Here is a 23,924-nt window from a genome sequence, read left to right on the forward strand (position 1 = left end):
CACCTGAAACGCCGCAAGGCCTCCGCAGCCAATCGCTGCGGAGGCCTTGCTTGTATACGCCCTGCGGCTCAGGCAAAATACCGGACGCCGCTGATGAAAATCCGTTGATCCTTCTCGCCGGGAACGTTCTTGTACAGGTCGTCCCCGCTGCGCTCGCTGTGGGCCATCTTGCCGAATACCCGGCCGTCCGGGGAGGTGATGCCCTCCACCGCGCAGACCGAGCCGTTGGGGTTCCACAGAATGTCCGCCGAGGGCCGTCCCTCGGGATCCACATACTGGGTGGCAATCTGCCCGTTGGCCGCCAGCTGCTTGAGGGTGGCCTCGTCCGCCACGAACCGCCCCTCCCCGTGGGATACCGGGACGCAGTGGATGTCGCCCGCCGCGCAGCCCGACAGCCAGGGGGATTTCACCGAGGTCACCCGGGTGTACACCATCCGGCTGACATGGCGGCCCAGGGTGTTGAAAGTCAGGGTGGGGTCGCTGTCGCGCAGCTCCCGGATGGAGCCAGTGGGCACCAGTCCCAGCTTGATCAGCGCCTGGAAGCCGTTGCAGATGCCCAGCATCAGGCCGTCCCGCTGCTCGAGCAGCTCGGTGACCGCGTCCGCCACCCGGGGGTTGCGGAAGGTGGTGGCGATGAACTTGCCGGAGCCGTCCGGCTCGTCGCCGCCCGAGAAGCCGCCGGGCAGCATGACGATTTGGGCCTGCCGGATGGCGGCCTCCATGCGGGCGATGGTCTCCTCGATGGCCGCCGGGCTCAGGTTCTTGACCACCAGCACATCGGGCTGCGCGCCCGCCCGCTCGAAAGCCCGGGCCGTGTCGTATTCGCAGTTGGTGCCTGGGAAAACGGGGATGAACACCCGGGGCCGGGCAGCCTTGATAGCCGGGGTCAGGCCGCTGCGCTGGACATACAGGGGGACGGCCGGGGTCATCTCCGGCTCCTCGTCCGCCTTGTTCGGGAACACCGGCTCCAGCGGGGCCGTCCAAATATCGATGAGATCCTCCAGGGGAAACTCCTGGCCGTCGATGACCACGGCCTCCTCCTCCATGGTGGTGCCGATGAGGCTGTACTCCAGCCCCTCCAGGCACATGTCGCCCTCCTTGAGCTCCACCACCAAAGAGCCGGCCAGCGGCGCGAACAGGGTGGCGCGATCCACATTGCGGTTGAACGCGAAGCCGATATGGTTGCCGAAGCACATCCTGGCCACGGCGGCGGCCGCGCCGCCCTCCCGCACCACGGAGGCCGCGTTGATCACACCGAACTGCACCAGCTTGGCCACCTCGTCCAGCAGCACCTTCACCCGGGGCCAGTCGGGCAGCCGGGTCTCCCGGTTCACCGGCAGGGGCAGGAACGCCACCAGGCTCCCCGCCTTCTGGAAGGCGGCGGTGCCGGTTTGGGACGCCTTGGTCATGCTCAGCGCGAAGCTCACCAGGGTGGGGGGCACGTCCAGCTCATTGAAGCTGCCGGACATGGAATCCTTGCCTCCGATGGAGGGCACCCCCAGCTCCTTTTGGGCCAGGAACGCACCCAGAAGCGCGGCGGCGGGCTTACCCCACCGCTCCGGCACGTCCCGCAGCCGCTCGAAATATTCCTGGAAGGTCAGCCGGGCGGACAGCGGGTCGGCGCCCATGGCCGCCAGGCGGGCCAGGGACTGCACCACCGCGTAAGCCGCGCCGTGGAAGGGGCTCCACCGGGAGATGCCGGGGATGCCGCCGAACGTCATGGCCGTGGCGGTGTCGGTTTCCCCATGGAGCACCGGCAGCTTGGCCACCATGCCCTCTTCGGGGGTGAGCTGATACCGGCCGGCGAACGGCATGCCCACGGTAGCGGCGCCGATGCTCGCGTCGAACCGCTCGGCCAGCCCCTTCTGGCAGGCCACCTCCAGCCGCTGGAGATTCTCCTGGAAGGCGTCGGCCAGCGGGATGACCGCCAGCCCCGCCGGAATGGCGGTACGGTAATCGGCCGCCGGATCGGGGGCCGCAATGGCCGCCCGGGCCGTCTGAGTCACACCGTTGGTGTCCAAGAAGGCGCGGCTGATATCCACCACCGTGTCCTGCCGCCAGTTCATGCGCAGGCGGGGCTCGGCGGTGACCACGGCCACGGCGGTGGCCTCCAGGTTCTCCTCCCCGGCGGCGGCGATGAACGCCTCCACGTCGGCGGGGGCCAGCACCACGGCCATCCGCTCCTGGGATTCGGAGATGGCCAGCTCGGTGCCGTCCAGCCCCTCGTATTTCTTGGGTACCTTGTCGAGATCGACCTGCAGGCCGGGGGCCAGCTCGCCGATGGCCACGCATACGCCGCCCGCGCCGAAGTCGTTGCACCGCTTGATCATCCGGGACACCGCGCCTTTGCGGAACAGCCGCTGGATCTTCCGCTCGGTGGGCGGATTGCCCTTCTGGACCTCCGCGCCGCAGGTGTCGATGGATTCGGAGGTGTGGGCTTTGGAGGAGCCGGTGGCCCCGCCGCAGCCGTCCCGGCCGGTGCGCCCGCCCAGCAGGACGATGACGTCACCCGGCACGGGCACGTCCCGCACCACGTTTTCCTTGGGAGAAGCGCCCACCACGGCGCCGATTTCCAGCCGCTTGGCCACATAGCCGGGGTCGTACAGCTCCGCCACCTGGCCGGTGGCCAGGCCGATCTGGTTGCCGTAGGAGGAATAGCCCGCCGCCGCGCCGGTGGTGATTTTCCGGGTGGGCAGCTTGCCCTCCAGGGTGTCCGCCAGGCCGACGCGCGGGTCGCCGCTGCCGGTCACCCGCATGGCCTGATAAACGTAGGCCCGCCCGGACAGCGGGTCGCGGATGGCCCCGCCCAGGCAGGTGGCCGCGCCGCCGAAGGGCTCGATTTCCGTCGGGTGGTTGTGGGTCTCGTTTTTAAACTGTACCAGCCATTTCTCCACCCGGCCGTCGATGACCACCGGCACCTCGATGGAGCAGGCGTTGATCTCCTCCGACTCGTCGAGATCCGGAATCTTCCCCTGCTTTTTGAGCAGGCGCATCCCCATGGTGGCCATGTCCATCAGGCAGACGTTTTTCTTAGCCAGTCTCTCGCCGTAAACCTCTTCCCGCGCGGCGTAGTACGCGGCCAGAGCCTCCTCAATGGCGGCGGAAATGGCTCCGCCCGGCTCCACGGCCACCTGATCCAAACGGGTCAGGAAGGTGGTGTGGCGGCAGTGGTCGGACCAGTAGGTGTCGATGACCTTCAGCTCAGTCAGGCTGGGATCCCGCTTCTCCTCGTCCCGGAAATAGTCCCGGCAAAAGGCGAGATCCGCCGCCGACATGGCAAACCCCATGGCCTGCCAGTACGCGGCGATTTCCTCCTGCGACATGGCGGTGAAGCCGGTTACCCGCGCCACGTCGGCGGGCACGTCGGCGGTGATATCCAGGGTCTCGGGCTTGTCCAGGGAGGCGATGCGGGACTCCACCGGGTTGACGAGATAAGCCTGCACCCGAGCAAATTCCTCATCGGTCAGCGCCCCTTCCAGGCAGACCACCCGGGCGGTAAGCACCCGGGGCCGCTCCCCCTGGGTGAGCAGCTGGACGCACTGGGCGGCGGAATCCGCCCGCTGGTCGTATTGGCCGGGGAGGTATTCCATGGCGAACACCCGCCATCCCTCGGCCACGGTGAATTCCTCGTCGTACACATCGTCGGCGTTGGGCTCGGAGAAGACGACGCCCCGCGCCCGGATGAATTCCTCCGCCGAAAGGCCTTCGATGTCATAGCGGACCAGCAGCCGCAGGCCGGTCAGCTTGGTCAGCCCCAGATTATCCCGCAAATCCGCCAGCATATGCCGGGCCTCGACGTCGAAGCCCTCCCGCTTTTCCACAAATACCCGGATCACATTCGACATAGTTTAACTCCTCACTTCATACGATACAATGCAGGGGCGCCCCCTTGTCCGTGTATACTCTTTATATTACCATAAATCCCCCGGAAGGGAAATAGATAAAAGCATGAAATTCCGTCCCCTTCGCCCCGCAGAATTGGGAAGGAGGGGCATAGACGGAATCCGAGCGAAAACGTTTGATTAATTGCGAAAAACAACGTATAATGGATAGCGTATACGCAACAAGCATGCGCAATTGAGCGAAAAAATACGCGAAAGGCTGCTGGTTTTTCATGTCCGAATTCTTGAAACGCACCTGGGCGGAGATTCACCTGGACCGTCTGCAGGGGAATTTTCAGGCGATACAGGCCTCCCTGGCCCCCGGCAGCCAGGCCATGGCGGTGGTCAAGGCGGACGGCTACGGCCACGGCGCCGCCGCCGCCGCCAAAGCCCTGCGGGAAGCGGGCGCGGCCTGGTTCGGGGTCTCCAACCTGGAGGAGGCCGTGCAGCTGCGCCGGGCAGGCATCGATGGGGACATTCTCATCCTCAGCTTTACCCCGCCGGAGGAGGCGGGGCGGCTGGCCGAGTTTGCCGTCACCCAGACGGTGCTCTCCCGCCCCTATGCCGAGGAACTGGACGCCGCGGCCCAGGCCGCGGGGGTGCGGGTGCGGGTGCACCTGAAGGTGGACACCGGCATGTCCCGGGTGGGCTTTCTCTACCACCGGGAGGGGGACGAGGCGGTCCTGGACGACATGGCCGCCGCCTGCCGTCTGCCCCATTTGACGGCGGAAGGGATTTTCACCCACTTTGCCTCGGCGGACGAGGAGGAGGACGGGGGCTTCACCCGGCGGCAGTTCGCCCTATTTATGGACGCTGTCCGGCGGCTGGAAGAACGGGGCGTGTCCTTCGCGCTGCGCCACTGCTGCAACAGCGCGGCCACCCTGCGGTACCCGGAGATGCATCTCGACATGGTGCGCCCCGGCATCATCCTGTACGGCCTCTCCCCCGCCCCCTGGATGGAGGGGATGCTGCCGCTCGATCCGGTGATGGAGCTGAAAACCACCGTGTCCATGATCAAGGATCTGCCGGCGGACACGCCGGTGAGCTATGGGCGCATTTACACCACCGGGGAGGCCCGGCGGGTGGCCACGGTACCCATCGGATACGCGGACGGATATCCCCGGGTGCTGTCCAACCGGGCCGACATGCTGCTGGCCGGCCGGCGGGTGCGGGTGGTCGGCCGGGTGTGCATGGACCAATGCATGCTGGATGTGACCGGGCTGGACGTGCGGGAAAGCATGGTGGCGACCGTGTTCGGCCGGGACGGGGAAGCCTTCCTCCCGGTGGAGGAGCTGGCCGATCACATGGGCACCATCAACTACGAAGTTGTCTGCCAAATCAGCAAGCGGGTGCCCCGCCTGTTCGTCCGGGACGGGCAGGTTGTGGGGCAGCTGAATTATATCGTCAGCCCATGAAGGCAGGGCCGGTTTCATCCGGACTTACCGAAAAGGAGGAATTCCATGAGCAGCTATATCGCCACAGAACTGCGCAAGGTCATCGACGTGCAGTCCATCGTGACCGTGCACTACTTCGAATACGCCAAGAATTATGTTTTTGAAGGAGAGCGGCACGATTTCTGGGAGCTGCTTTACGTGGACAAGGGCGAGGTGGAGGTCATGGCCGACGAGGTGGGCTACCGCCTCAAGCGGGGCGAGATGATCTTCCACAAGCCGAACGAATTCCACAATGTGTTCGCCAACGGGGTGGTGGCCCCCAACCTGGTGGTGGTGGCGTTTGTGTGCCCCTCCCCCGCCATGACCTATTTCGAGGGGAAAATCCTTAAGGCGGGCGAGGATGAGAGGGAGCTGCTGGCGCGGCTGGTCAACGAGGCGCGGGACGCCTTCACCACCCCGCTCGACGACCCGGGCACGGTGAGGATGGAACGGGCGAGCTCCAGCGCTTTCGGCAGCGAGCAGATGATCGGCATGCTCCTTGAGCAAATGCTCATCCGGCTGGTGCGCCGGGGGGCGGAGCCGGCGGATTCAGTCAAGGAGTCCTCCTCGGTGAAAAAACGGTCGGACAACGACCTGGTGCGCCGGGTGATCGCCTACATGGAGGAGAACGTGGCCGGGAACCTGACCTTCTCAGCAGTCTGCCGCTTCTCCGCCCAGAGCGCCACCAATCTAAAAACCATCTTCAAGGCGGCGACGGGGCGGGGCGTGATGGAATACTACCGCTGGCTGAAAATCGAGCAAGCCAAGGTGCTGCTGCGGGAGGGCAACGGCAACATCACCCAAATCGCGGACAAGCTGGGGTACGCGTCGGTGCATTACTTCTCCCGCTATTTCAAGCAGGCGACAGGCATGACGCCAAGCGAATACACTTTGTCGATTCAGTCAAAATAATACAAATGGGAAAAGGGCGCCGAAGGGCGTCCTTTTTGACAGGCGGGCCGATATGTGAATAATATTCACATATCGGCTTGACAAAAGGGACAAGGCCGAAGCCTTGTCCCCTCGAATGATATGGGTAAACTTATTTCTGCCCCCGCAGGTCCACCACCCGCTGGGCCTTGCCGGTGAAGCGCTCGATGGACTTGGGCTCCACCAGGCTGACGGCGATTTCAATGCCGAGGATCGCTTTGATGCGATCGTGGATATTCTTCTGCAGGGCTTCCAGCTCGGCGTATTTCTCCAGCAGGGATCCGTCGATGAGCTCCACGCGCACCTCCAGGGTATCGGCATAGCCCTTGCGGCGCACCACCAGCTGATAATGGGGGCTGATGTGCTTGATGTTGATGAGGGCGCTTTCCACCTGGGAAGGAAAGACGTTGACCCCTCGGATTTTCAGCATATCGTCGCTGCGGCCGATGATCTTATGCATCCGGGCGGTGGTGCGTCCACAGGCGCAGGGGCTGTAATCGATGCGGGTGATGTCCTTGGTGCGGTACCGGAGCATGGGCAGACCCCGCTTGGTCAGGTTGGTCACCACCAGCTCACCGGTGCTTCCCTTTTCCAGCACCTGGCCGCTGGCCGCGTCGATGACCTCGCACAGGAAATGATCCTCGTTGATGTGCAGGCCGGCCCGCTCGCGGCATTCGCCGGACATGCCGGGACCGTTGAGCTCGGACATGCCATAGTTATCGGTGCAGAAGAAGCCGCCGCCCCACCGGGATTCGATCTGATCCCGCATTTCCGGGGTACAGCCCTCGCTGCCCAGCAGGCCCAGGGAAAGCCGGTACCGATCCATGGGGAACTCCTCCCCCGCCTCCCGGGCGGCCTCGGCCAGATACAGGCAGTAGGACGGGGTGGCGACGATGGTATCGGTGCCGAAATCCCGCATGAATTTCAGCTGCTTCTCGGTGTTGCCGGAGGAGGTGGGCACCACGGTGGCGCCGATGCGCTCCAGGCCGTAGTGCAGGCCCAGGGCGCCGGTGAACATGCCGTAGCCGAAGCAGATCTGCACCATCGATTCGTCCGACGCGCCGGCGGCCACCACCACGCGGGCCACCTGCTCGGCCCAGTTGTCCAAATCCTCCCGGGTATAGCCCACAACGGTGGGGTTGCCGGTGGTGCCGGAGGAGGCGTGCACACGGACCAGTTCCTTGCGGGGAACGCTGAACATACCGAACGGATAGGTATCCCGCAGGTCGGCCTTGGTGGTATAAGGTATGTACTGCACATCCGACAGGACCTTGATTTTATCCGCCGTCACGCCGGCGGCTTCCAGCCGTTTGTGGTAAAACTCCACATTCCGGTCACAGTAATCCACCAGAGCCTTGAGCCGTTCCAGCTGCAGGGTCTCCAGGTCCCGGCGGGGCATACATTCCATATCCTTGTTCCAAATGGCGTTCATTGCGGGAGTCCTCCTCCATGCTTTCATGCTTTTGTGCTTTAAACCATTGTACCCCCCTTGCGGGGAAAAGTAAAGCGAAAAGTTCAGCCGGCGACGGGCTGGGCCTCTGTCTCCTCATAGAAAGCGGGGTTGTCGGCCGCGGATTTCCAGCCGGCCCGCCGGGCAAGGACGCTGCCCAGGAAACAGAGGAGGAAGGAGACCGCCATGGCCAGGCAGGCGAAATGAGGGCCGCAGTCCACCAGCCTGCCGAAGAAGGGCAGGACAGCACCAGGAAACAGGAGCTTGCAAATCACCGGCGGGGCGGCGACGACAAAGCCGCCGATCATCCCGGCCCAGGCGCCCGCCCGGTTGATCCCCTTCCAGTACAGGGCGAGGAGATAGGGGGCGAGGAAGGAGCCGGACAGAATCCCCCAGGAATAGGACATCATATCGAGAATAGGGGTGTCGGTGTTGGCGATGATATAGGACAGGACAATGAACACCGCGCAGACCGCCTTGGTCAAACGGGCGGTGGCCGCGCCGCTCATACCGGGGCGCAGGCGGGCCTGCACCCAGTCCATGGTCAGGGTGGAGGATCCGGTGATGGTGATGGAGGCCAGGGTGGAAACGGAGGCGGCGATGAGCAGCACCAGCACCACGCCCAGCAGGACGGTGGGCAGATGGGCGTCCACCAGCATATTGGGTACCAGATAGTCGGGGTTGCCGGCGCCGGCGCCGGGCAGGTCGTTCAGGCTGGAGAAAAACAGGCGGGAGAAGGAGCCGATGAAATACCCGCCGCCGGCCACCAGCAGGGCGAAGAGCGTGGAAATGACGGTGCCCCGCTTGACCTCCTTATCGTCCCGGATGCCATAATATTTATGGATCATCTGAGGCAGGCCCCAGGTGCCGAAGGAGGTCATCAGCACGGTGGCCCACAAGCCAAGGTGCTCCTTCAGGCCCAGGTTCAGCTCCCCGGTTTTGGCGGAGATGGCGGCGAGGCCGGCCTGCAGGCCGCCCACCGTTTCGCAGCGCACCACGGCCACGATGAGGGCGGTCACCCCCACCAACATGATAATGCCCTGGACAAAATCCGCCTTCAGGGTGGCGGCATAACCGCCCAGCACCACCACGGCCATGGCCGCCAGGGCGATGACCACCATGCAGATCCGCTCGTCCACCTTGAGCAGCACCGCACAGACGCTGGTCAGCCCCTTATAGACCGAGGCGGAGTAGGGCAGCAGGAAGATGAAGATGACGAAGGTGGCGAACAGCTTCATAGGGGAACTGACGAACCGCTTGTCGAAAAACTGAGGCATGGATTTGATTTTCATCCGGCGGGTGGCCGACCGGGTACGCCGCGCCAGCACCAGCCAGGCCAGCAGGGAACCGAACACCGCGTTGCCGATGCCGGGCAGAACGCCCCACAGGCCATATTTCCAGCCAGTGCCGCCCGCGTAGCCGATGAACATCACCGCCGAGAAATACGCGGTGCCATAGGACAAGGCGGAGGTCCAGGCGCCGGCGTTACGACCGCCGACGGTGAACTCCCCCATACTGTTGGTATGCCGGCTGCTGATCAGGCCAATGACCAGCATGAACGCAAAATAGACCCCGATGGTCACCCAAATAACCGCTTCCTTAGGCATGACGACGCCATCCTTTCGTTTCAGGGATGCTGCCTCCCACGGACGGACACAGGGTGACCGGCCGAACGCTTTATCGATTTAAACCGTAACGGTTTAAATCAAATATGCACAAGATATTCTACAAGATTCGCTGGGAAAGGTCAAGCAAAAATTTTTTGTATATACAAGATCAGGGCTTAACTCCTGATTATAAAAAGATTTTTGTATGTATTTTTAGGCAATTGATAAATTTTGGAAACCAGTAGTGACAGATCTCCACTTTATGATTGACATAAATTGGCATAAAAGATATAATTTTGTTAAATTGTAAAAGAAACAGGAAGCCGGATGAATCCGCCAGGTTTCGGAAGGCCGTAACAGAAAGGATGAAACTACATGATGAAATCCACGGGAATTGTCAGGAAGGTCGACGAGCTGGGACGCATCGTACTGCCGGTGGAATGCCGCCGGGTGATGGAAATCGAGGACAAGGACGCACTGGAGGTATTTGTGGAGGACAACACCATTATCCTCAAAAAATACGAGCCGGCCTGCATTTTCTGCGGGGAGTCCCGGGACGTGGTCACGTTCAAGGGGCGCAACGTCTGCCCCGTCTGCGCGAAAAGCCTGGCCAAACGGTATGCCGACGACTGAAAAATCCATAGCAAAGAGGGAGAAGCGACGCTTCCCCCTCTTTTTTTGGTTGGAGGGCTGGATTTTGGTCAACCCTTTAGAATGATTACAGTTCTGTAGCCGAATATTACAGTTCTGTAGTTGTCTTATCCGGCGTACTTCTGCTATAATAACACTGGAAAACCCGGCGGATGCGGGGAATTGAGCGAATTTCGCGAAAGGCGCGTGAATCCATATATGGCACTGGGGCAAAAGAAAAAGAGAACGAAACGGCTGAGCAGCCTGGCGATTTTTTTGCTGGCGTTCGTGCTGTTTGTGACGGTGTTCGGCGGGCTTTGCCTGTGGGCAGTGGTCAAGATCAACGAGCAGCGCCGGGTGGGAGCGGGGGATTCCTCGTCTGCCCCCATCTCGGCCGATCCGGCGGCAACCTTCACCGAGGAGGACGCGCGCAATCTGTTCCTGGTGACGGTGGACACCGACGCCCAGGGTTTTATCGTGGTGCGCACCGACCCGGCCAACACCCGGATCCGCACGCTGGCCATCCCCCGGGAAACCACCGTGGACGTGGGCACCAGCCAGACCCGGATGTTCGAGCTCTACGCCTCCGGCGGGGCGACAGCCACCCGGGACGCGGCGGCCAAGCTGCTGGGCATGGAATTCCAGAATTACGCGGTGCTGACCTATTCCAACACGGAGAAGCTGCTGAAAAAGCTGGACGGCGGGCTGATTTTCACGCTGCCGGAGGATCTCGATTACCAGAACCCGAGCACCGGCGCCACCCTCAAGCTGACGGGCGGCAGCCGCAATCTCACCCCCTCCCAGGTGGTGGACGTGATGCGGTACCCCAACTGGCACGGCGGGCGCAAGCAGCAGGCGGACATCCAGGCCCAGCTGACGGCGGCGCTCATCAACCAATACATGAAGGCGGACCGGGACATGGAGGCGGATTTCAACAGCCTCATCGGGTTCCTGCAAACCGACATCAAGGTCTCCCATTTCGTCAAGGCGAAGGCGGGGCTGCAGTATCTGGCGGAACGGAACACGGGCGCCATCTGTTCGAGCGCCTCCTTAGAGGGGCAATATGTGGGCAGCGGGGACGCCCTGCGCTTCGAGCCGGCGGACAGCGCCAAGGCCAACCTGCGCGGGACCTTCGGCACATCCTGAAAAATTCGCCGGAAAGCGAAGGGCCGGCGGGCAAAAGTCCGGCATATTCCCCATGGAATCCAGCGCCTTCCCGTGGTATAGTGAAGGGAAGAAACATCGATTTGGAGGTACTCCACCGTTGAGAAAGCTGCTGGCGGTTCTGGCCGCCTGTTTTCTGCTGCTTGGCGGCGCGGGCTGCCAGTTTCTCTGGCCCAACGCCCCGACAAGCAGCGAGGAAACCGACAAGCACGGCGCATATGCCGGCGAATATACCGGCAAATGGTGCTATCAGCGGCTGAATACCCGGATGCAGGCATGCTACGCCGCCATTTACGAGGCGGTGGCGGAGGGAATCGACGCGGACGAGATGGTGACGGTGGCGGACAGCAAGTCGAGCACCCCGCCCCAGGAGTACCACGGGGTGAAGGTAACGCTCCCCCGCCAGCTGTTCAGCCGCAGCGAGGCGCAGACCCTGTATGTGGCCTTTACCTGGGACAATCCCCAGTTTTTCTTTATCAGCAACACCTACGGCCTGACGGGGCGGAACGCGGACAGCTACGATTCCATCAGCCTGGTGTTCACCATGAACGCCCAGGAGAGGGCCGCCGCCCAGCGGCAGCTGGATCGGGCGCTGAACGACATTCTGGCGGACATCCGACCGGGCACTTACGAGTACGGCAAAGAGCTGACCATCCACGACGCGGTGGCCGCCCGATGCCGCTACGATGAGGCGGCGGCGGCCGCGGCGGATCCGGCGGCCCAGTTTCCCAACGCCTTCAGCGCCTATGGCGCGCTGGTGGAGGGCCGGGCGGTATGCGAGGGGTATTCCCGCGCCATGCAGCTTCTGCTTCACAAGGCGGGAATCGAGTGCACCCTGGTCAGCGGGGCGGGGAAAAAGACCGGCGTGGCCCACATGTGGAACCTGGTGACCATCGACGGGAGGAACTACCACGTGGACGCGACATGGGACGACAGCGACGACGTGCTGCGGCACAACTACTTCAACCTGACGACCGAACAAATCGAGATTTCCCACCGGCTGGACAAGGACAACATCGGGGTGGACACCTGCACCGCCACCGAGGCCAATTTCTTCGTGCACGGCAAGACCTATCTGCATACATACAAGCAGGACGACATCGCGGCTGTTATCGCCCAGCAGGTGCGTCTGGGCAAGGACGCGGTAGAGATGCGCTTCAGCGACGACACCTATGGCAACGCCGCCGTATTCTTCCGGCAGACCAAGGTGCTGACGGCCAAGGTCAACGCCCTGCTGAAGGACGCCGGGCTGGCCATGTGGGAATACGAGGTGCGGGGAGAGCCGGACGAAAAAATCCTCAGCTTGTACAAAAAGGGCGCGTACCCGAAGGGGTGATCCCGGGACGGGCGGGCCGGAGCGGCGCCGGCGACGGCGGCCGCTTTTTTACGGGAAAAGGGGAAAAAGTTGCGCGGAAGGCCTTGACAGGGCGCCCGGCGATATGCTATTATAATTGACGCTGTGATGGGGCGGCCGATGGGAGCGCATGGTTTTCCCGGCTTCGATTTGCGGGTGTAGTTCAATGGTAGAACCCCAGCCTTCCAAGCTGGTCGTGTGGGTTCGATTCCCATCACCCGCTCCAACCCGTCGCCGCACGGGACCTGCAGGGGACCGCAGGAGCTCTGCGCACCAATCAAATAGGCGCCTGTAGCTCAGCTGGATAGAGCATCTGCCTTCTAAGCAGAGGGCCAGGGGTTCGAGTCCCTTCAGGCGCGCCAGTTATGGTGGATGTAGCTTAGTTGGTTAAAGCGCCAGTTTGTGGCACTGGAGACCGTGGGTTCGAATCCCATCTTCCACCCCACATGAGAAGGGGACACACGGGCAACCGCGTGTCCCTTCCTTCGTAAACAGCGGCTCAATCGCCGATACACCATATTGGGCTGTAGTCTAGTGGTAGGACAGCAGACTTTGACTCTGCCCGTGCTGGTTCGATTCCAGCCAGCCCAGCCAAAAGAACAAGCTCCCGCCATCAGGTGGGAGCTTGTTCTTTTACTGTGGTTCCGATGAAAGCGGACAGAAACGGCCGCAAGCTGTCAGGGCAGGACGCGGTTGTTCGCACAAAGCATGGCGGCGAACACGTTCCAGGGCCGTTTCATAAGGCCGCGCCTGCGGTGCGGCCGGTCGATCTCCAGCCAGCCCAAATTCTCACTATCCGGTGGCGGGCCTTTTCTTTTACTGTGGTTCCGATGGAAGCGGACAGAAACGGCCGCATTCTGCCAGGACAGGGCGCGGTTGTTCGCACAAAGGACGGCGGCGAACACGTTCCGGGGCCGTTTCATAAGGCCGCGCCTGCGGTGCGGCCGGTCGATCTCCAGCCAGCCCAAATTCTCACTATCCGGTGGCGGGCCTTTTCTTTTGCTGTGGTTCCGATGAAAGCGGACAGAAACGGCCGCAAGCTGTCAGGGCAGGACGCGGTTGTTTGCACAAAGCTTTGGCACTCCAGAGACGCTGAAAAACAAATGCGAAGGGGGATATCCACATGGCTGCCATCATCGAGATTACCGACTGGGCTCTGCCTGAGCTGGAGGTCTTTGCTCATTTGACGGAAGCGCAGCTGCGCAACCGGCTGGAGCCGGAAAAGGGGCTCTTTATCGCGGAGAGCCCCAAGGTGATCACGTGCGCTCTTGACGCGGGATACGAGCCGGTTTCATTTTTGATGGAAAAAAAGCATATTCACGGACAAGCCAGTGGTATCATCGGCCGCTGCGGTGATGTTCCCGTCTTTACTGCCGCCAGCGATTTGCTGGCCGAACTGACCGGTTACCGGCTGACCCGCGGAATATTATGCGCCATGCGCCGACCTCCCCTGCCCTGTGTCGAGGATTTATGCGCAGGAGCGCGCCGGGTAGCCATATTAGAGAACATTGTGGATGCTACCAACATAGGCGCCATATTCCGCTCGGCGGCGGCACTGCACATGGACGCGGTGTTGGTGACCCCCTCCTGCTGCGATCCGTTAAACCGGCGGGCGGTACGGGTCAGCATGGGTACTGTTTTTCAAGTACCATGGACGCGCATCGGCAACGATCCCTCCGCATGGCCACAGCCGGGTATCGCCCGCCTGCACAGGCTGGGCTTTCAAGTTGCCGCCATGGCTTTAAACGACAAGGCCATCAGTATAGAAGACCCGCGGCTTTTGGCAGTGGAAAAGCTGGCTATCGTACTGGGTACGGAGGGAGACGGACTGGCGCCCCGCACAATAGCCGACTGCGATTACACCGTGTGCATCCCCATGTCCCACGGCGTCGATTCTTTAAATGTGGCGGCTGCCAGCGCCGTCGCTTTCTGGCAGCTTAGAGCCCGGTGAGCTCTAGGTCGTCAAAAGCCCGGCACACGATACGCGTGGCCGGGCTTTTCTTCTTATACAACTTCACCTGTCGGCACCGCCGTGCATGAAATACCAGCAAAAGGATGGGCCTGCTAAAGGAGGCCCATCCTTTTGAAAATTCAGTCGTCCTGTTCCTTTTCGTTTTTTAGGATTTTGCCGGTTTTGGCGTCTATATCATAGTCGTAGGCATAGCCGCCGGATTTGAATTCCACCTCGTAGACCGGGGCGCCGTCCTTGTCGTCCAGATCGACGGCAACATCCCGCAGGCCATCGGCGGACACGGCGGCGTGGGAAAGAGCGATCTCCTTCGCCTTGGCGCTGCCGATGAGAGCGGCGGTGCCGGCGGCGGAGATCCGGTCGTCGTCCCGCTCCTTCTGGCGCTTGAGAATCTTGCCGGTTTTGGCGTCGATGTCGTAATCGTATTCATAGCCGCCGGATTTGAATTCCACCTCGTACACCATGACACCGTTTTCCGTATCCAGCTCGATGGCATAGCCGATCAGGCTGCCAGCGGTCACGCCGGCGTTCTTCAGCGCGATCTCCTTGGCCTTGGCCTCCCCAATGAGGGGGGCCGTGACGGCGCCTGGATCGGCGGACGTGGTGCCGGAGGTGGGACGGGTCGCGGTCGGCTCATCGTCGTCCCTCTCCTTTTCGCTTTTCAGGATGTCTCCGGTTTTGGCGTTCACGTCGACATCGTATTCATAGCCGCCGGCTTCGAATTCCACCTCGTACACCATGACGCCCTTTTCGCAGCTCAGTTCCACCTCGAGCTTGGCGGCGTCAGCCGCGGTCACGCCGGCGTGGCGCAGTGCGGCGTCCCGCGCCTTGTCCGCGCCGATATAGGCCTTATCGCTGGCTGTCCCGACGGATTCCACCTTGTCCAGGGCGCCGCTTCCGGCGCTGGCCAGGAGATTCAGCTCATTGATGGTCAGTTTGGCCAGGTCCTCCGGGGTATACAGCGGGTTTTTATCCGCAATCTCCCGGATGAGCTGGGCTTTGCCCAGGGAAATGCCATAGGTATCCGCCAGCTTTTCCAGGGTGCCATCGGCGGAGACGGTCTGGCTGAGCACCGCGCCGGTGAAGGCGTCGGTTTGCAGCAGGGAATTGATTTCCTCGGTCAGCCGGGTCTGCAGGGCCGCGCCCTTGGCGGGGTCGCCGTTGTCCACGCTGACGAGAATGGAGTTGGCCAGCTCGCTGAGATAGCCATTGCGCAGCATGGAGCCCACCAGGGCGTTGACGGTCACGTCCAGGCTGCTGCCGGAAAAATTCATGTCGCCTAAGACAATGCGGCCGTCCTCGTTGAGGGCGTTCACCCGCAGCACCCGATCCTTCTGATTGACCTGGATTTCGACGCTGGGATTGACGTCCAGGGAGACGGTGGAGGCGACAGCGCGGTTGACGCTGTACAGCCGGACGCCGGCCGCGCCGCCCAGCAGGAGAACCAGTGCGGCGGCTATCCCCATTCCCCGCCGGATCCACGGACTGCGTTTCTTTTGTTCGGTCATGACGATCACCTTATCTTTCGTATCCTCACAGGACGAGAGGACAGAATCGAGAACATCCGGAGCGGCGTGGCTATAGGCCCGCCGGAGTTTCCCTTCCAGCTCTTTGTTCCGCATTTTGTCGCTCTCCTTTCAGTAACGCGTGTTTCAACTTTTTCAGCGCCCGGCTGTACTTGGACAGCACGGTGGGCAGCGGCGCCCCCAGCATCTGGGCGATTTCCCGGTGCTTGAACCCGGACACGGCGTGGAGGGTCACGATTTGCCGCTCCTCATCGGACAGCAGGCGCATGCAGGCCGAAAGGACGAGTTTGTCCTCCGGCTCGACCTCCTCCCGCTCCTCCAGCACACGTTCCCACTCCTCCGGCGGGAGATCCGCCGTTTTCCGGCTTTCCCGCAGTTTGCGCAGGCAGAGGTTGCGCACGATGGTCAGGATCCAAGCCATCGGCTTGCCGCTGGAACGGTACCCGGCGGCGGCGGAATAGATGCTGACATAGCAGTCGTGCATCACGTCCTGGGCGTCGGGGGCGTTTTTTAGAATGGAAAGGGCGAAACCATACACGGAGGCGCTTGTCCCGCGGTACAGCTCCTCCAGCGCGGCGGCGTTCTTTTCCGCGATGTTCGCCAAACAGGCGTCCAGCGCGGCGGCGTCCGGTATATCACTGCGCGCCGCGTCCGGCGCCGAGGATAGATTCCGCATGGTCTCACCCCTTTCAATCAGTTAATCCGCGAGACGGGCGTTTTATTGCAAGAAAAAAATATTTAGTTATTTGCCAAACCAAACTCCAGGTTGAGCCAGAAGTTACTCTGATTTGAATTCTCAATGCACCTGCCGCAGATAATTTGCATAGGTGGGTGCGGTAGTCTTTGGCAATCGCCCTGCGAACAGGCAATTTCCATAGGGGCGGATTCTATATCCGCCCGTTCCAACGCAATCGTATAAAACTGCAAAACGAGCTGAAAAGGGATATCCCTTTTCGGCTCGTTTTATATTCATCGTAGTCAGTTCATGCTCGCGACCGTAAAACATATCATAACTTTCTCATGAGAAACTCTCTTATGAGTCCATTATACACTAGTGTGGTCTGTTTATCAATCTTTCTTCGATACTTGGGGTTGAACACTCGCCATTATACCAGGAAAGGTGATGCTCTTCCTTAAGCCCCTAATCCCACCGCTTAGCGGACGTTTTTTGTAGAGCCCTTCACTTCGCGATGGACCTTACTTACTAAAGTAACAAATAAAGCGGGGAGTCCTGTGACTCCCCGCTTTTAAATGCCGGCGGTAGTATCCTCCGCACCGTTTGTTGATCGGGTTCTTACTGCCGAAAGCGGCAGAATATGCCTGCATTTAGGGCTCTTGTTGGTCGGTAGGTTCAGGGGTATTTTTGCGTTTTTTGACAATGAAAACCGCCCCGGTGCCGATAGCGCCGCCGCAAAGCAGAATCAGTAACGTAATAATCCACGGTTTCATGCCTTTTTCGGGCGCCACATCGGCCGGCACAGAATTTGCCGAGGTATCCGAGTATCCCGCCGTACTGCCTGCGGCTATCGTTCCCGAAGAATCCGGCGTACCGGCACTGCCGGAAGAAACCGCCGTGCTGCCTGTCGGCACAGAGGAGCTGCCTGCGGCGGCAGGGGAACTGCCTGCGGGGGTTTGGGTTTTGCCGGGCATGGTCGTACCGGCTCCTGTGGTGGATGGGCCGGGCTTCGCAGTCGTGGCGGTCTCTCTGGCTTTGCGGATACGTTCGTTGAGCGCCTTCACAAAATCCTCTTCAGTTTTCATGGTGACGGTCTGCGACTCTTTATTGCCCTTAAACGAATAGCCGGAACCGATAATCATACTTTTATCGCCGATGAACCGCACGGTACCATAGGGGAACTCACCGAAGATATTGTTTGAAATGGTAAGTCTCTCAACGGGCTCGCCGGCGGAATGCCGCCATAATGCCACGCCCGCACCTTGTGTTGCTTCCATTCCCGGACGATTGGCGATTATATTCCCGGTAATGGTAATATCCTGCGGGACGTAGTAATTTTCGACAAGCCCCAGCGAGTAAATCATAATACCGGCGGCATTGGCAAATTTTTCTTTTTCCTGCCCGTTATTAAGGATCATGTTGTTGCGAACGATGACATTTTTCTGGTTGGTTAAGGAAATCCCCTCATTCCCGCTGTTTTTGATCAAATTTCCCTCAATCAGTACATTGCTCGCGCAGGTTTCAAGTCCGCTAGCGGAAATGTTGGAGCTGCGTGCGCCGTCGATGTAATTGTCGATATATTGGATATCCGAACCGTATTGATTGGTATAGATCGAGCTTTCGCCGTTGTTAATGAAGGTACAGCGGGCAATTTTTCCACCCTGCGGCATAAAATAGCAGCCCGACCAGTTATTGTTTCTGAAAATGCTGTCTTCCACCGTTATGTTGATGGCAGGAGTGCCCATCGTTCTGTCTACCCAAAGGGCGGGGGAGGAAATCTTGGATGGTTTGGTCAGCCCGTTGTCTTCAAATATGCAGTCCTTGACCAAAACATTCTTGCAGCCGCCGAGCCCTAAAGTGATGCCCGGATTCTCCTTGAACGTGCAGTTGACAATGGTAACATTCTGCGCTTTTGTCAGCCCCAGAAGCGACCCGGTTCGTCCGGATGCTCTCTTTCCTGTGAAGGTGATGTCCCGCAGGGTGATGTTTTCGTCCCCATAGTTGTTCAACCCAACGGGCGGGTCAGAGCTTTTCATCATATTGGCGCCGGTGGAAAGCAGGGAATTCACTTCGAGTATGGTTTTATCTCCGTCGCCTTTAAGCGTGATATTCGATTTCAGCGTAACGGTCGTCACCATGCGATAGGTTCCTGCGGGGATATACACCGTCCCACCTTCGGGGCAGGCGTTGATGGCGTTTTGTATCGCAACGGAGCCACTGCCCTTGTAGTCATTGACATTGCAAACCTTACCTTCCGCAGCCGATACCGGGATAACCGGACCTGCATTGCCTGCTATAGCCAATATCCCTCCGCAAACAACAGCGCAGAGCGCTCTTCCCAACAATTTTTTCATACAAAAAATCCTTTCCACTTACAGATAAACCCCCTGCGTCCTCACCGTTTCATACATGGCACGGATGTTTTCGAGAGGTGTGCGGGGAGAAAGGTTATTGGCATCCCGCAGGATAAACCGATGGCTTACATCCTTAACGGAAGAAAGGATACGCCCGGTTTCCCTGACCACGTCTTCCTTGCTGCCGGTCAGCAGCAAACTGGTACTGGGACCTCCCTGAATGCAGACATCCGGTCCCAGTTCGAGCAGAACTTTTCGGTGATCAAGGGGATATCCCGTATCAAACGTCGTGATGTTCAAATGTTCTTTAAGAAAACGGAAGTGACGGGAGGCGTCCCCGCATAAATGGATGCCGTTGCGTGCGTCGTCGGTGCTCAGAGCGTCTATCAGCTGTTTATGATAGGGATAGATCCATTCCCGGTACATATCCGCAGAAAGAAGAGCCACACTGTCATCGGCGAAAAAGAAGGAGGGCTGTATCTCATCTTGCCGCAAATACCGCCGCCACGCTTTCAGCCGTTCAATCGTCGCCGCCGTAATATACGCAAGAAGCTGATGGGCATAATCGGGATCTTCATACATATCCACGCAGAAATCATCGACACCCCGCAAATTACACGCTAAGGTAAACGGACCGTCTGTACACATGATGTTCGGAGATGCCGGCGCCAGAGGGGCGCCTTTATAGGTAAATCCCTTTTGCCTTTTTTCATTAAATAGTTCCGTATACTCCCGAACGGTTCCCATAATTCCCGAAAACGGATCCGGCATACCCTTTTCGAACAGCATATGCTTATGTTGATCATCCAATATAGCCGGACAAACCGGGCAATTATCTTCTTTGTACACGATCGGACAGCCAAACCAGGCGCTTTCGTAATTGTTTTGAAAATCCACATAGATCTCCCAACCTTTTTCCGGGATGCCCATTTCATGATCGGCAAACACATGATGCCGCACAAAATCCCGAAACTCCAGCTGAATCCGAAACATGGTCTCGGGATCTTCAAAGTATTGCTGAAACGTGATGCCTTGGGGGTTCAGGCGTGAATCCAATAACATATAGCGAGGGTTGATGCCGATGACCATCGGGATGCGATAAGGTTTGCCGGCATAATAGGTGTCCCATACCTGTTTCACCTCTTGATTATGCTTTTTAAAATCGGGTTCCATGTGGTTGTCCTCCTCCGTATTCCGCGTTCACCGGATCATCGCCCGTAACCACGACCAGGTTAGCCGGCTCCAGATTCACGCCGGCTCCTTTGCAAGGCTTTCCCGAAAAGGCAGGCGCAGGGAGCCCGCCATGATGCCTATGCTGAAATTCATCCTCGTACTTCACCTGTTATTCTTTTGCTGTAAGGCGGAGAATCCGGCATTGTTTTGCGGGGATCTCCAACGAAAAACCCGTATCCTGTATCCTGGCAGGTTCTTCGCTCCCGCTTGCCGGATCATAGACGAAAACGGTCTGTCCCGGCTCGGGCAAAACGGTGACCGTATGCTGCTGTCCGTCGCGGCAATGCAGCAAACAAACATCCTCGCTCTCCCGGCGGCAACGCCGTACCCAAAGGAAGGGGGCTTCTTCTTTGATTTTTAAAACGGGCAGGCAAAGGGCAGACGCCGCTTTCACAGCATCTTCCGGTGCAGCAACGCATACCCGGTCTGCATACTGTTCCGCCAGAAGGCGGATCTCCTGTGAAAGGGTCTCTCCTTCCCGTATACAAAGCATGCGGCCGCCTGCCTGCGCCAGCCGCTGCAGGGCGGCAAGGGTTTCCGGCAGAAAATCGCCGGTATCAAAAAGCACAAGCAAATCAAAATCTTCGTATGATGCCTGTATCCGACCGTTTATCACTCGACAGGTTTGCAGTCCTCTGTCGTCGATCAGGTCAAAATCCAAGCGGCTATCCAGCAGCCTGGTCATCACCGCATCCATATACTGCTCCAGCCGCTGCATGGCATACGGCTGCTTGGGCGAATATGATTCCGGCTCCATCGACCAGTATTTTTGGTTCACAGGGCGATACCGTTCCCATGCGCCTTCCATGGGCAAAAGGAACAGCACCGGCGCCTGATGATAACCATCCATTATGCTTCCCACGCGGCCAATGGTTTCATAAGCCTCGCAAAACTTGGCAGACGGGTACTCACCGGATGAAAAATACGAGGCGATCACATTGATGCCCAGGATCATCTGATACAGGCAGGCATGGAGCATATCGGAAGTGTCATGCGGAGTATGCCAGTAGGAAGATTCAAAGCAGGCGCTGGATTCGCTCATGACGCGGCGGTACCCCATCAGATCGGCGGCGGAGGCTGCCGTCTTTTCCGGCAATATACCCGTGGGATTGGTGCAGTACAGCCGATCCACACCGGGAAGTGTCATACGCCTCTGAAGCCCGAACAGATCCCCGTTCAGCCCGATCTGCATCGATAAGGTTTCTTCTCCGTACAGGTGTCCTGTCAGACAAATATCATAACGGGTACACCAGTCCGCTATCTGACCGAAATACGATTCCTCCAGCCGTGCAGATACCAGCCTCCAGAAATCGCGGCGTACTTGTCCTCCCGAATCGGTGTCAAAAAACAAGCTTGCCAGGCGGGGACGCAGGGGATAGCCGCAGCCGTTCAAAAAATCGGCTTCCAGCCCTTCCGTCCACGGAACAACGGGGTCCGGCTCGTTGAATATCATACTGCATCCGTAAACGGGCAGTCCGGGTTCGTCGCTGAAAAAAGCTTCGATATGGCGAAAAGCCTCCGCACTCAGATTCTGCCGGTAGCTTTCATGGGTACACTGGATAAACGTCTGCACAGCTTGCGGATTCAGCACATCGATATACGGTACTCCCGCGCCGGTTATCCATTGGCACGGTTTATGTATAATCGCCGCTATCCGATAGTTTCCCTCCGGCAGTGTCCAGCACAGGCGGCCGTTCTGCGGCGAAAGCAGCCGCATCTCGGACTCTGTCAGAGTACCGTCCTGCGCCATGGGGATAGCCGCTGCCAGCAGCGTATCCCCCTCCGGCAGCAGCATTTCACCCGTTCCTCCGGTTGTTTCCGCGCTTTTACAGGCCAGACAGCTTACCGCATAGGATGGATTGGTTTCCACGACCCGCCGTCCCGCTGCACCGCTTGGAAATCCCGGTTCATCATAGATCCAGATGCGTTTTCCTTTCCGAGAGCAAAGGCGGATAAAGGCATCTAAGGTTTTCCACTCCTCCGGCTGCCGCAGATAGGTGTCATAGCCCGCATGATCGTTTGGATCGTTCCAGGGCTCTTTGACATTGACAACAAAACCGTCTCCCGGGTTTGCATCGATAAAGGCTTCCATTTTTTTCTCATCACGAGGGAAATAGTGATGGATAATCTGTAAGGGTTTCCATCCGAGCGTTTGCTGCGACATCCTGAGCTCCTCCAAGAATACAATTGTTATTCCCCCGCTGCATTCCTGTTTGGTACCATTTCAGCGGGGGAACAACAGCACAGGACCAGCAGACGAATCCAATACCCGATTTATTTTTCGTAGGCGATGGCTATTTTTTCATCGATTTTCGGCGCTATTTCGGCGGCGATCGTCGACCAGGGTTCGCCTAAAGACGGACGCGCAAACAGATCGCCGTAATATTCGCCTGTTTCAAACGGGATATAGGAGATCGGCACGCCGACTTTGTCTTTGGACCCGCAATATTTTTCAAACATCTCCTGATGCTTTTCGTTCCAGCCGTAGGCTTCTTTCATTTCCGCCAAGGTGCGTTCCTTTTTGGAAGTATCCATAAAATCAAAACGCTTGGTGGCAATAAACGCGCAGGCGCCGGCAACGTTCTGCGCCGTCGAGGGGATCATATAGCCGTCGGACTGCTGCTGTACATAATATTGATCGGCGTTCGGATCTTTCGGGAACGGAACAAACATGGCTGCTCCACTTCTCATCATATCCGGCCAGAGCGTACGGTACCACACGCCGCCGGAAATCATGGCAACTTTACCCTGTTTAAACATTTCTCTGCCGTCATTGTTGGTATACAGCACTTTATCCACGACGTTTAAATCGGTAGCAAATTTAACGGCGCGTGCGATTTCTTCACTCATGATGTTGTTGGTCGCCGTTCCGTCGCCGTTAAACGAAATGATATGTTTTCCGCAGGAATACAGGAAAGCGTCGACCTCGTCCACGCACATGCCGTAAAGCGAGCTTTTTCCGTCGCTCCCGGGAGCCGTTGTCAGTTTTATCGCCATATCGCGGAGAACGTTCCAGTCCCAGGTTCCCGCCTTGACATAGCTCTCCGGCGTGTCCAGTCCATACTCTTCGAAAATTTCGGTGTTATACCACAAACACATGTTGCGCTGTACGCCGGGGATGGCACAGTAATGCTTTCCCTCTTTATCCTGTAACAAATTATTGATATCCTTGACATCCGCCCAAAGCGGCTGGTTAAAATCGATATACTCATCCAGGTTTTTAAGATACCCCTGCGTTGCCAGTGCCGGCTTGAGATAGTTCCAGAACACATCGACACGCTCTTCCGACATAACCATGGTCATAAACCGGGTGAAAATTTCTTTATCCGAAACCAAAATGGATTCCACTTCACCGCCATAATGCTCTTTATATGTTGTGGCTTTTTCTTCCGACTGAGTCAGCAGAACGATCTTTTTGTCCGGCATGTCAATTTTGGGCAAAGCACTGTAGTCGACCTTTCCGGCACCTTGTTGGGAAGCACCGCTGGACTGGGAACTTCCGCAACCGGTGACCGCGCACATAGCTGTGGCAATGGTGATGGCGCAAGCAATGGAAAACAGACGTTTTTTCAGCATTACTGCCTCAACCTTTCCTTATCGATTTTATAGCGAATAGCGGAACAGGCCCTTGCCGGCAGGAAGGCCGGTCACACTGTATCCTGTCTTTCTGCGGGCAAGGGGTCTCTTCCTAACATCAAACCTTTAGTAAAGTTTACC

The 23,924-nt window shown here is 58.9% G+C and carries 16 protein-coding genes and 4 tRNA genes; 10 read left to right on the forward strand and 10 right to left on the reverse strand.

What is annotated here, in order from left to right; all coding sequences use genetic code 11:
• Nucleotides 1-68: 68 nt before the first annotated feature.
• Nucleotides 69-3,845, reverse strand: a complete 3,777-nt coding sequence (locus ACSAMM_RS15365; protein WP_457792242.1) for a phosphoribosylformylglycinamidine synthase — start codon at nt 3,843-3,845, stop codon at nt 69-71.
• Between the two features lie 269 nt (nt 3,846-4,114).
• On the opposite strand from ACSAMM_RS15365, the gene alr reads away from it, so the two are divergent.
• Together alr and ACSAMM_RS15375 are read left to right on the forward strand one after the other, a co-directional pair.
• A complete protein-coding gene (gene alr / locus ACSAMM_RS15370) occupies nt 4,115-5,296 on the forward strand; it encodes an alanine racemase (RefSeq protein WP_457792243.1) in 1,182 nt (393 codons plus the stop codon).
• Between the two features lie 45 nt (nt 5,297-5,341).
• A complete protein-coding gene (locus tag ACSAMM_RS15375) occupies nt 5,342-6,226 on the forward strand; it encodes a helix-turn-helix domain-containing protein (protein WP_178724242.1) in 885 nt (294 codons plus the stop codon).
• A 130-nt stretch (nt 6,227-6,356) separates the two neighbouring features.
• Here ACSAMM_RS15375 and ACSAMM_RS15380 read toward each other — a convergent pair whose 3' ends face one another.
• Nucleotides 6,357-7,676: a phenylacetate--CoA ligase family protein gene (locus ACSAMM_RS15380; protein WP_457792245.1), complete on the reverse strand. Its 1,320-nt coding sequence runs from the start codon at nt 7,674-7,676 to the stop codon at nt 6,357-6,359.
• An 83-nt stretch (nt 7,677-7,759) separates the two neighbouring features.
• Entirely contained in the window at nt 7,760-9,301 is a 1,542-nt protein-coding gene (locus ACSAMM_RS15385; RefSeq protein ID WP_457792247.1) for a sodium:solute symporter family protein, read from the reverse strand.
• Nucleotides 9,302-9,679: 378 nt separating this feature from the next.
• On the opposite strand from ACSAMM_RS15385, the gene ACSAMM_RS15390 reads away from it, so the two are divergent.
• The 7 genes from ACSAMM_RS15390 to ACSAMM_RS15420 all read left to right on the forward strand — a co-directional run bounded on the left by ACSAMM_RS15390 (nt 9,680) and on the right by ACSAMM_RS15420 (nt 13,043).
• The gene (locus tag ACSAMM_RS15390; RefSeq protein WP_178725022.1) at nt 9,680-9,934 is read left to right on the forward strand and encodes an AbrB/MazE/SpoVT family DNA-binding domain-containing protein; all 255 of its coding nucleotides are present in this window, start codon (nt 9,680-9,682) and stop codon (nt 9,932-9,934) included.
• Nucleotides 9,935-10,138: 204 nt separating this feature from the next.
• The gene (locus ACSAMM_RS15395) at nt 10,139-11,077 is read left to right on the forward strand and encodes an LCP family glycopolymer transferase (protein ID WP_457792249.1); all 939 of its coding nucleotides are present in this window, start codon (nt 10,139-10,141) and stop codon (nt 11,075-11,077) included.
• 118 nt (nt 11,078-11,195) lie between these two features.
• Nucleotides 11,196-12,431: a transglutaminase domain-containing protein gene (locus ACSAMM_RS15400; protein ID WP_457792250.1), complete on the forward strand. Its 1,236-nt coding sequence runs from the start codon at nt 11,196-11,198 to the stop codon at nt 12,429-12,431.
• A gap of 170 nt (nt 12,432-12,601) precedes the next feature.
• Nucleotides 12,602-12,675: transfer RNA gene (locus ACSAMM_RS15405), tRNA-Gly, on the forward strand.
• 59 nt (nt 12,676-12,734) lie between these two features.
• Nucleotides 12,735-12,811 (forward strand) — tRNA-Arg (locus ACSAMM_RS15410).
• A 6-nt stretch (nt 12,812-12,817) separates the two neighbouring features.
• Nucleotides 12,818-12,894: transfer RNA gene (locus ACSAMM_RS15415), tRNA-His, on the forward strand.
• Between the two features lie 75 nt (nt 12,895-12,969).
• Nucleotides 12,970-13,043: transfer RNA gene (locus ACSAMM_RS15420), tRNA-Gln, on the forward strand.
• Nucleotides 13,044-13,126: 83 nt separating this feature from the next.
• Here the strand turns inward: ACSAMM_RS15420 and ACSAMM_RS15425 are convergent.
• On the reverse strand, nt 13,127-13,372 hold the full coding sequence (locus ACSAMM_RS15425; protein ID WP_457792252.1) for a hypothetical protein: 246 nt from the start codon (nt 13,370-13,372) through the stop codon (nt 13,127-13,129).
• Between the two features lie 200 nt (nt 13,373-13,572).
• On the opposite strand from ACSAMM_RS15425, the gene ACSAMM_RS15430 reads away from it, so the two are divergent.
• On the forward strand, nt 13,573-14,400 hold the full coding sequence (locus tag ACSAMM_RS15430; RefSeq protein ID WP_457792254.1) for a TrmH family RNA methyltransferase: 828 nt from the start codon (nt 13,573-13,575) through the stop codon (nt 14,398-14,400).
• A 140-nt stretch (nt 14,401-14,540) separates the two neighbouring features.
• Here ACSAMM_RS15430 and ACSAMM_RS15435 read toward each other — a convergent pair whose 3' ends face one another.
• The 6 genes from ACSAMM_RS15435 to ACSAMM_RS15460 form a co-directional block, all read right to left on the reverse strand.
• Nucleotides 14,541-16,040 (reverse strand): PepSY domain-containing protein, encoded by a 1,500-nt coding sequence (locus ACSAMM_RS15435; protein ID WP_457792256.1) that lies wholly within the window; start codon nt 16,038-16,040, stop codon nt 14,541-14,543.
• The gene (locus tag ACSAMM_RS15440; RefSeq protein ID WP_457792258.1) at nt 15,997-16,620 is read right to left on the reverse strand and encodes an RNA polymerase sigma factor; all 624 of its coding nucleotides are present in this window, start codon (nt 16,618-16,620) and stop codon (nt 15,997-15,999) included. The genes ACSAMM_RS15435 and ACSAMM_RS15440 overlap by 44 nt, the downstream gene beginning before the upstream one ends.
• A 650-nt stretch (nt 16,621-17,270) precedes the next feature.
• Nucleotides 17,271-18,974, reverse strand: coding sequence for a right-handed parallel beta-helix repeat-containing protein (locus ACSAMM_RS15445; protein ID WP_457792259.1), 1,704 nt, complete (start codon nt 18,972-18,974; stop codon nt 17,271-17,273).
• Nucleotides 18,975-18,992: 18 nt separating this feature from the next.
• Nucleotides 18,993-20,147: a uroporphyrinogen decarboxylase family protein gene (locus ACSAMM_RS15450; RefSeq protein ID WP_457792260.1), complete on the reverse strand. Its 1,155-nt coding sequence runs from the start codon at nt 20,145-20,147 to the stop codon at nt 18,993-18,995.
• A 169-nt stretch (nt 20,148-20,316) separates the two neighbouring features.
• Nucleotides 20,317-22,371, reverse strand: coding sequence for a hypothetical protein (locus ACSAMM_RS15455; RefSeq protein WP_457792261.1), 2,055 nt, complete (start codon nt 22,369-22,371; stop codon nt 20,317-20,319).
• 110 nt (nt 22,372-22,481) lie between these two features.
• Nucleotides 22,482-23,783, reverse strand: a complete 1,302-nt coding sequence (locus tag ACSAMM_RS15460) for an ABC transporter substrate-binding protein (protein ID WP_457792262.1) — start codon at nt 23,781-23,783, stop codon at nt 22,482-22,484.
• Between the last annotated feature and the right edge of the window lie 141 nt (nt 23,784-23,924).

The organism is Anaeromassilibacillus sp. SJQ-5, assembly GCF_054108045.1.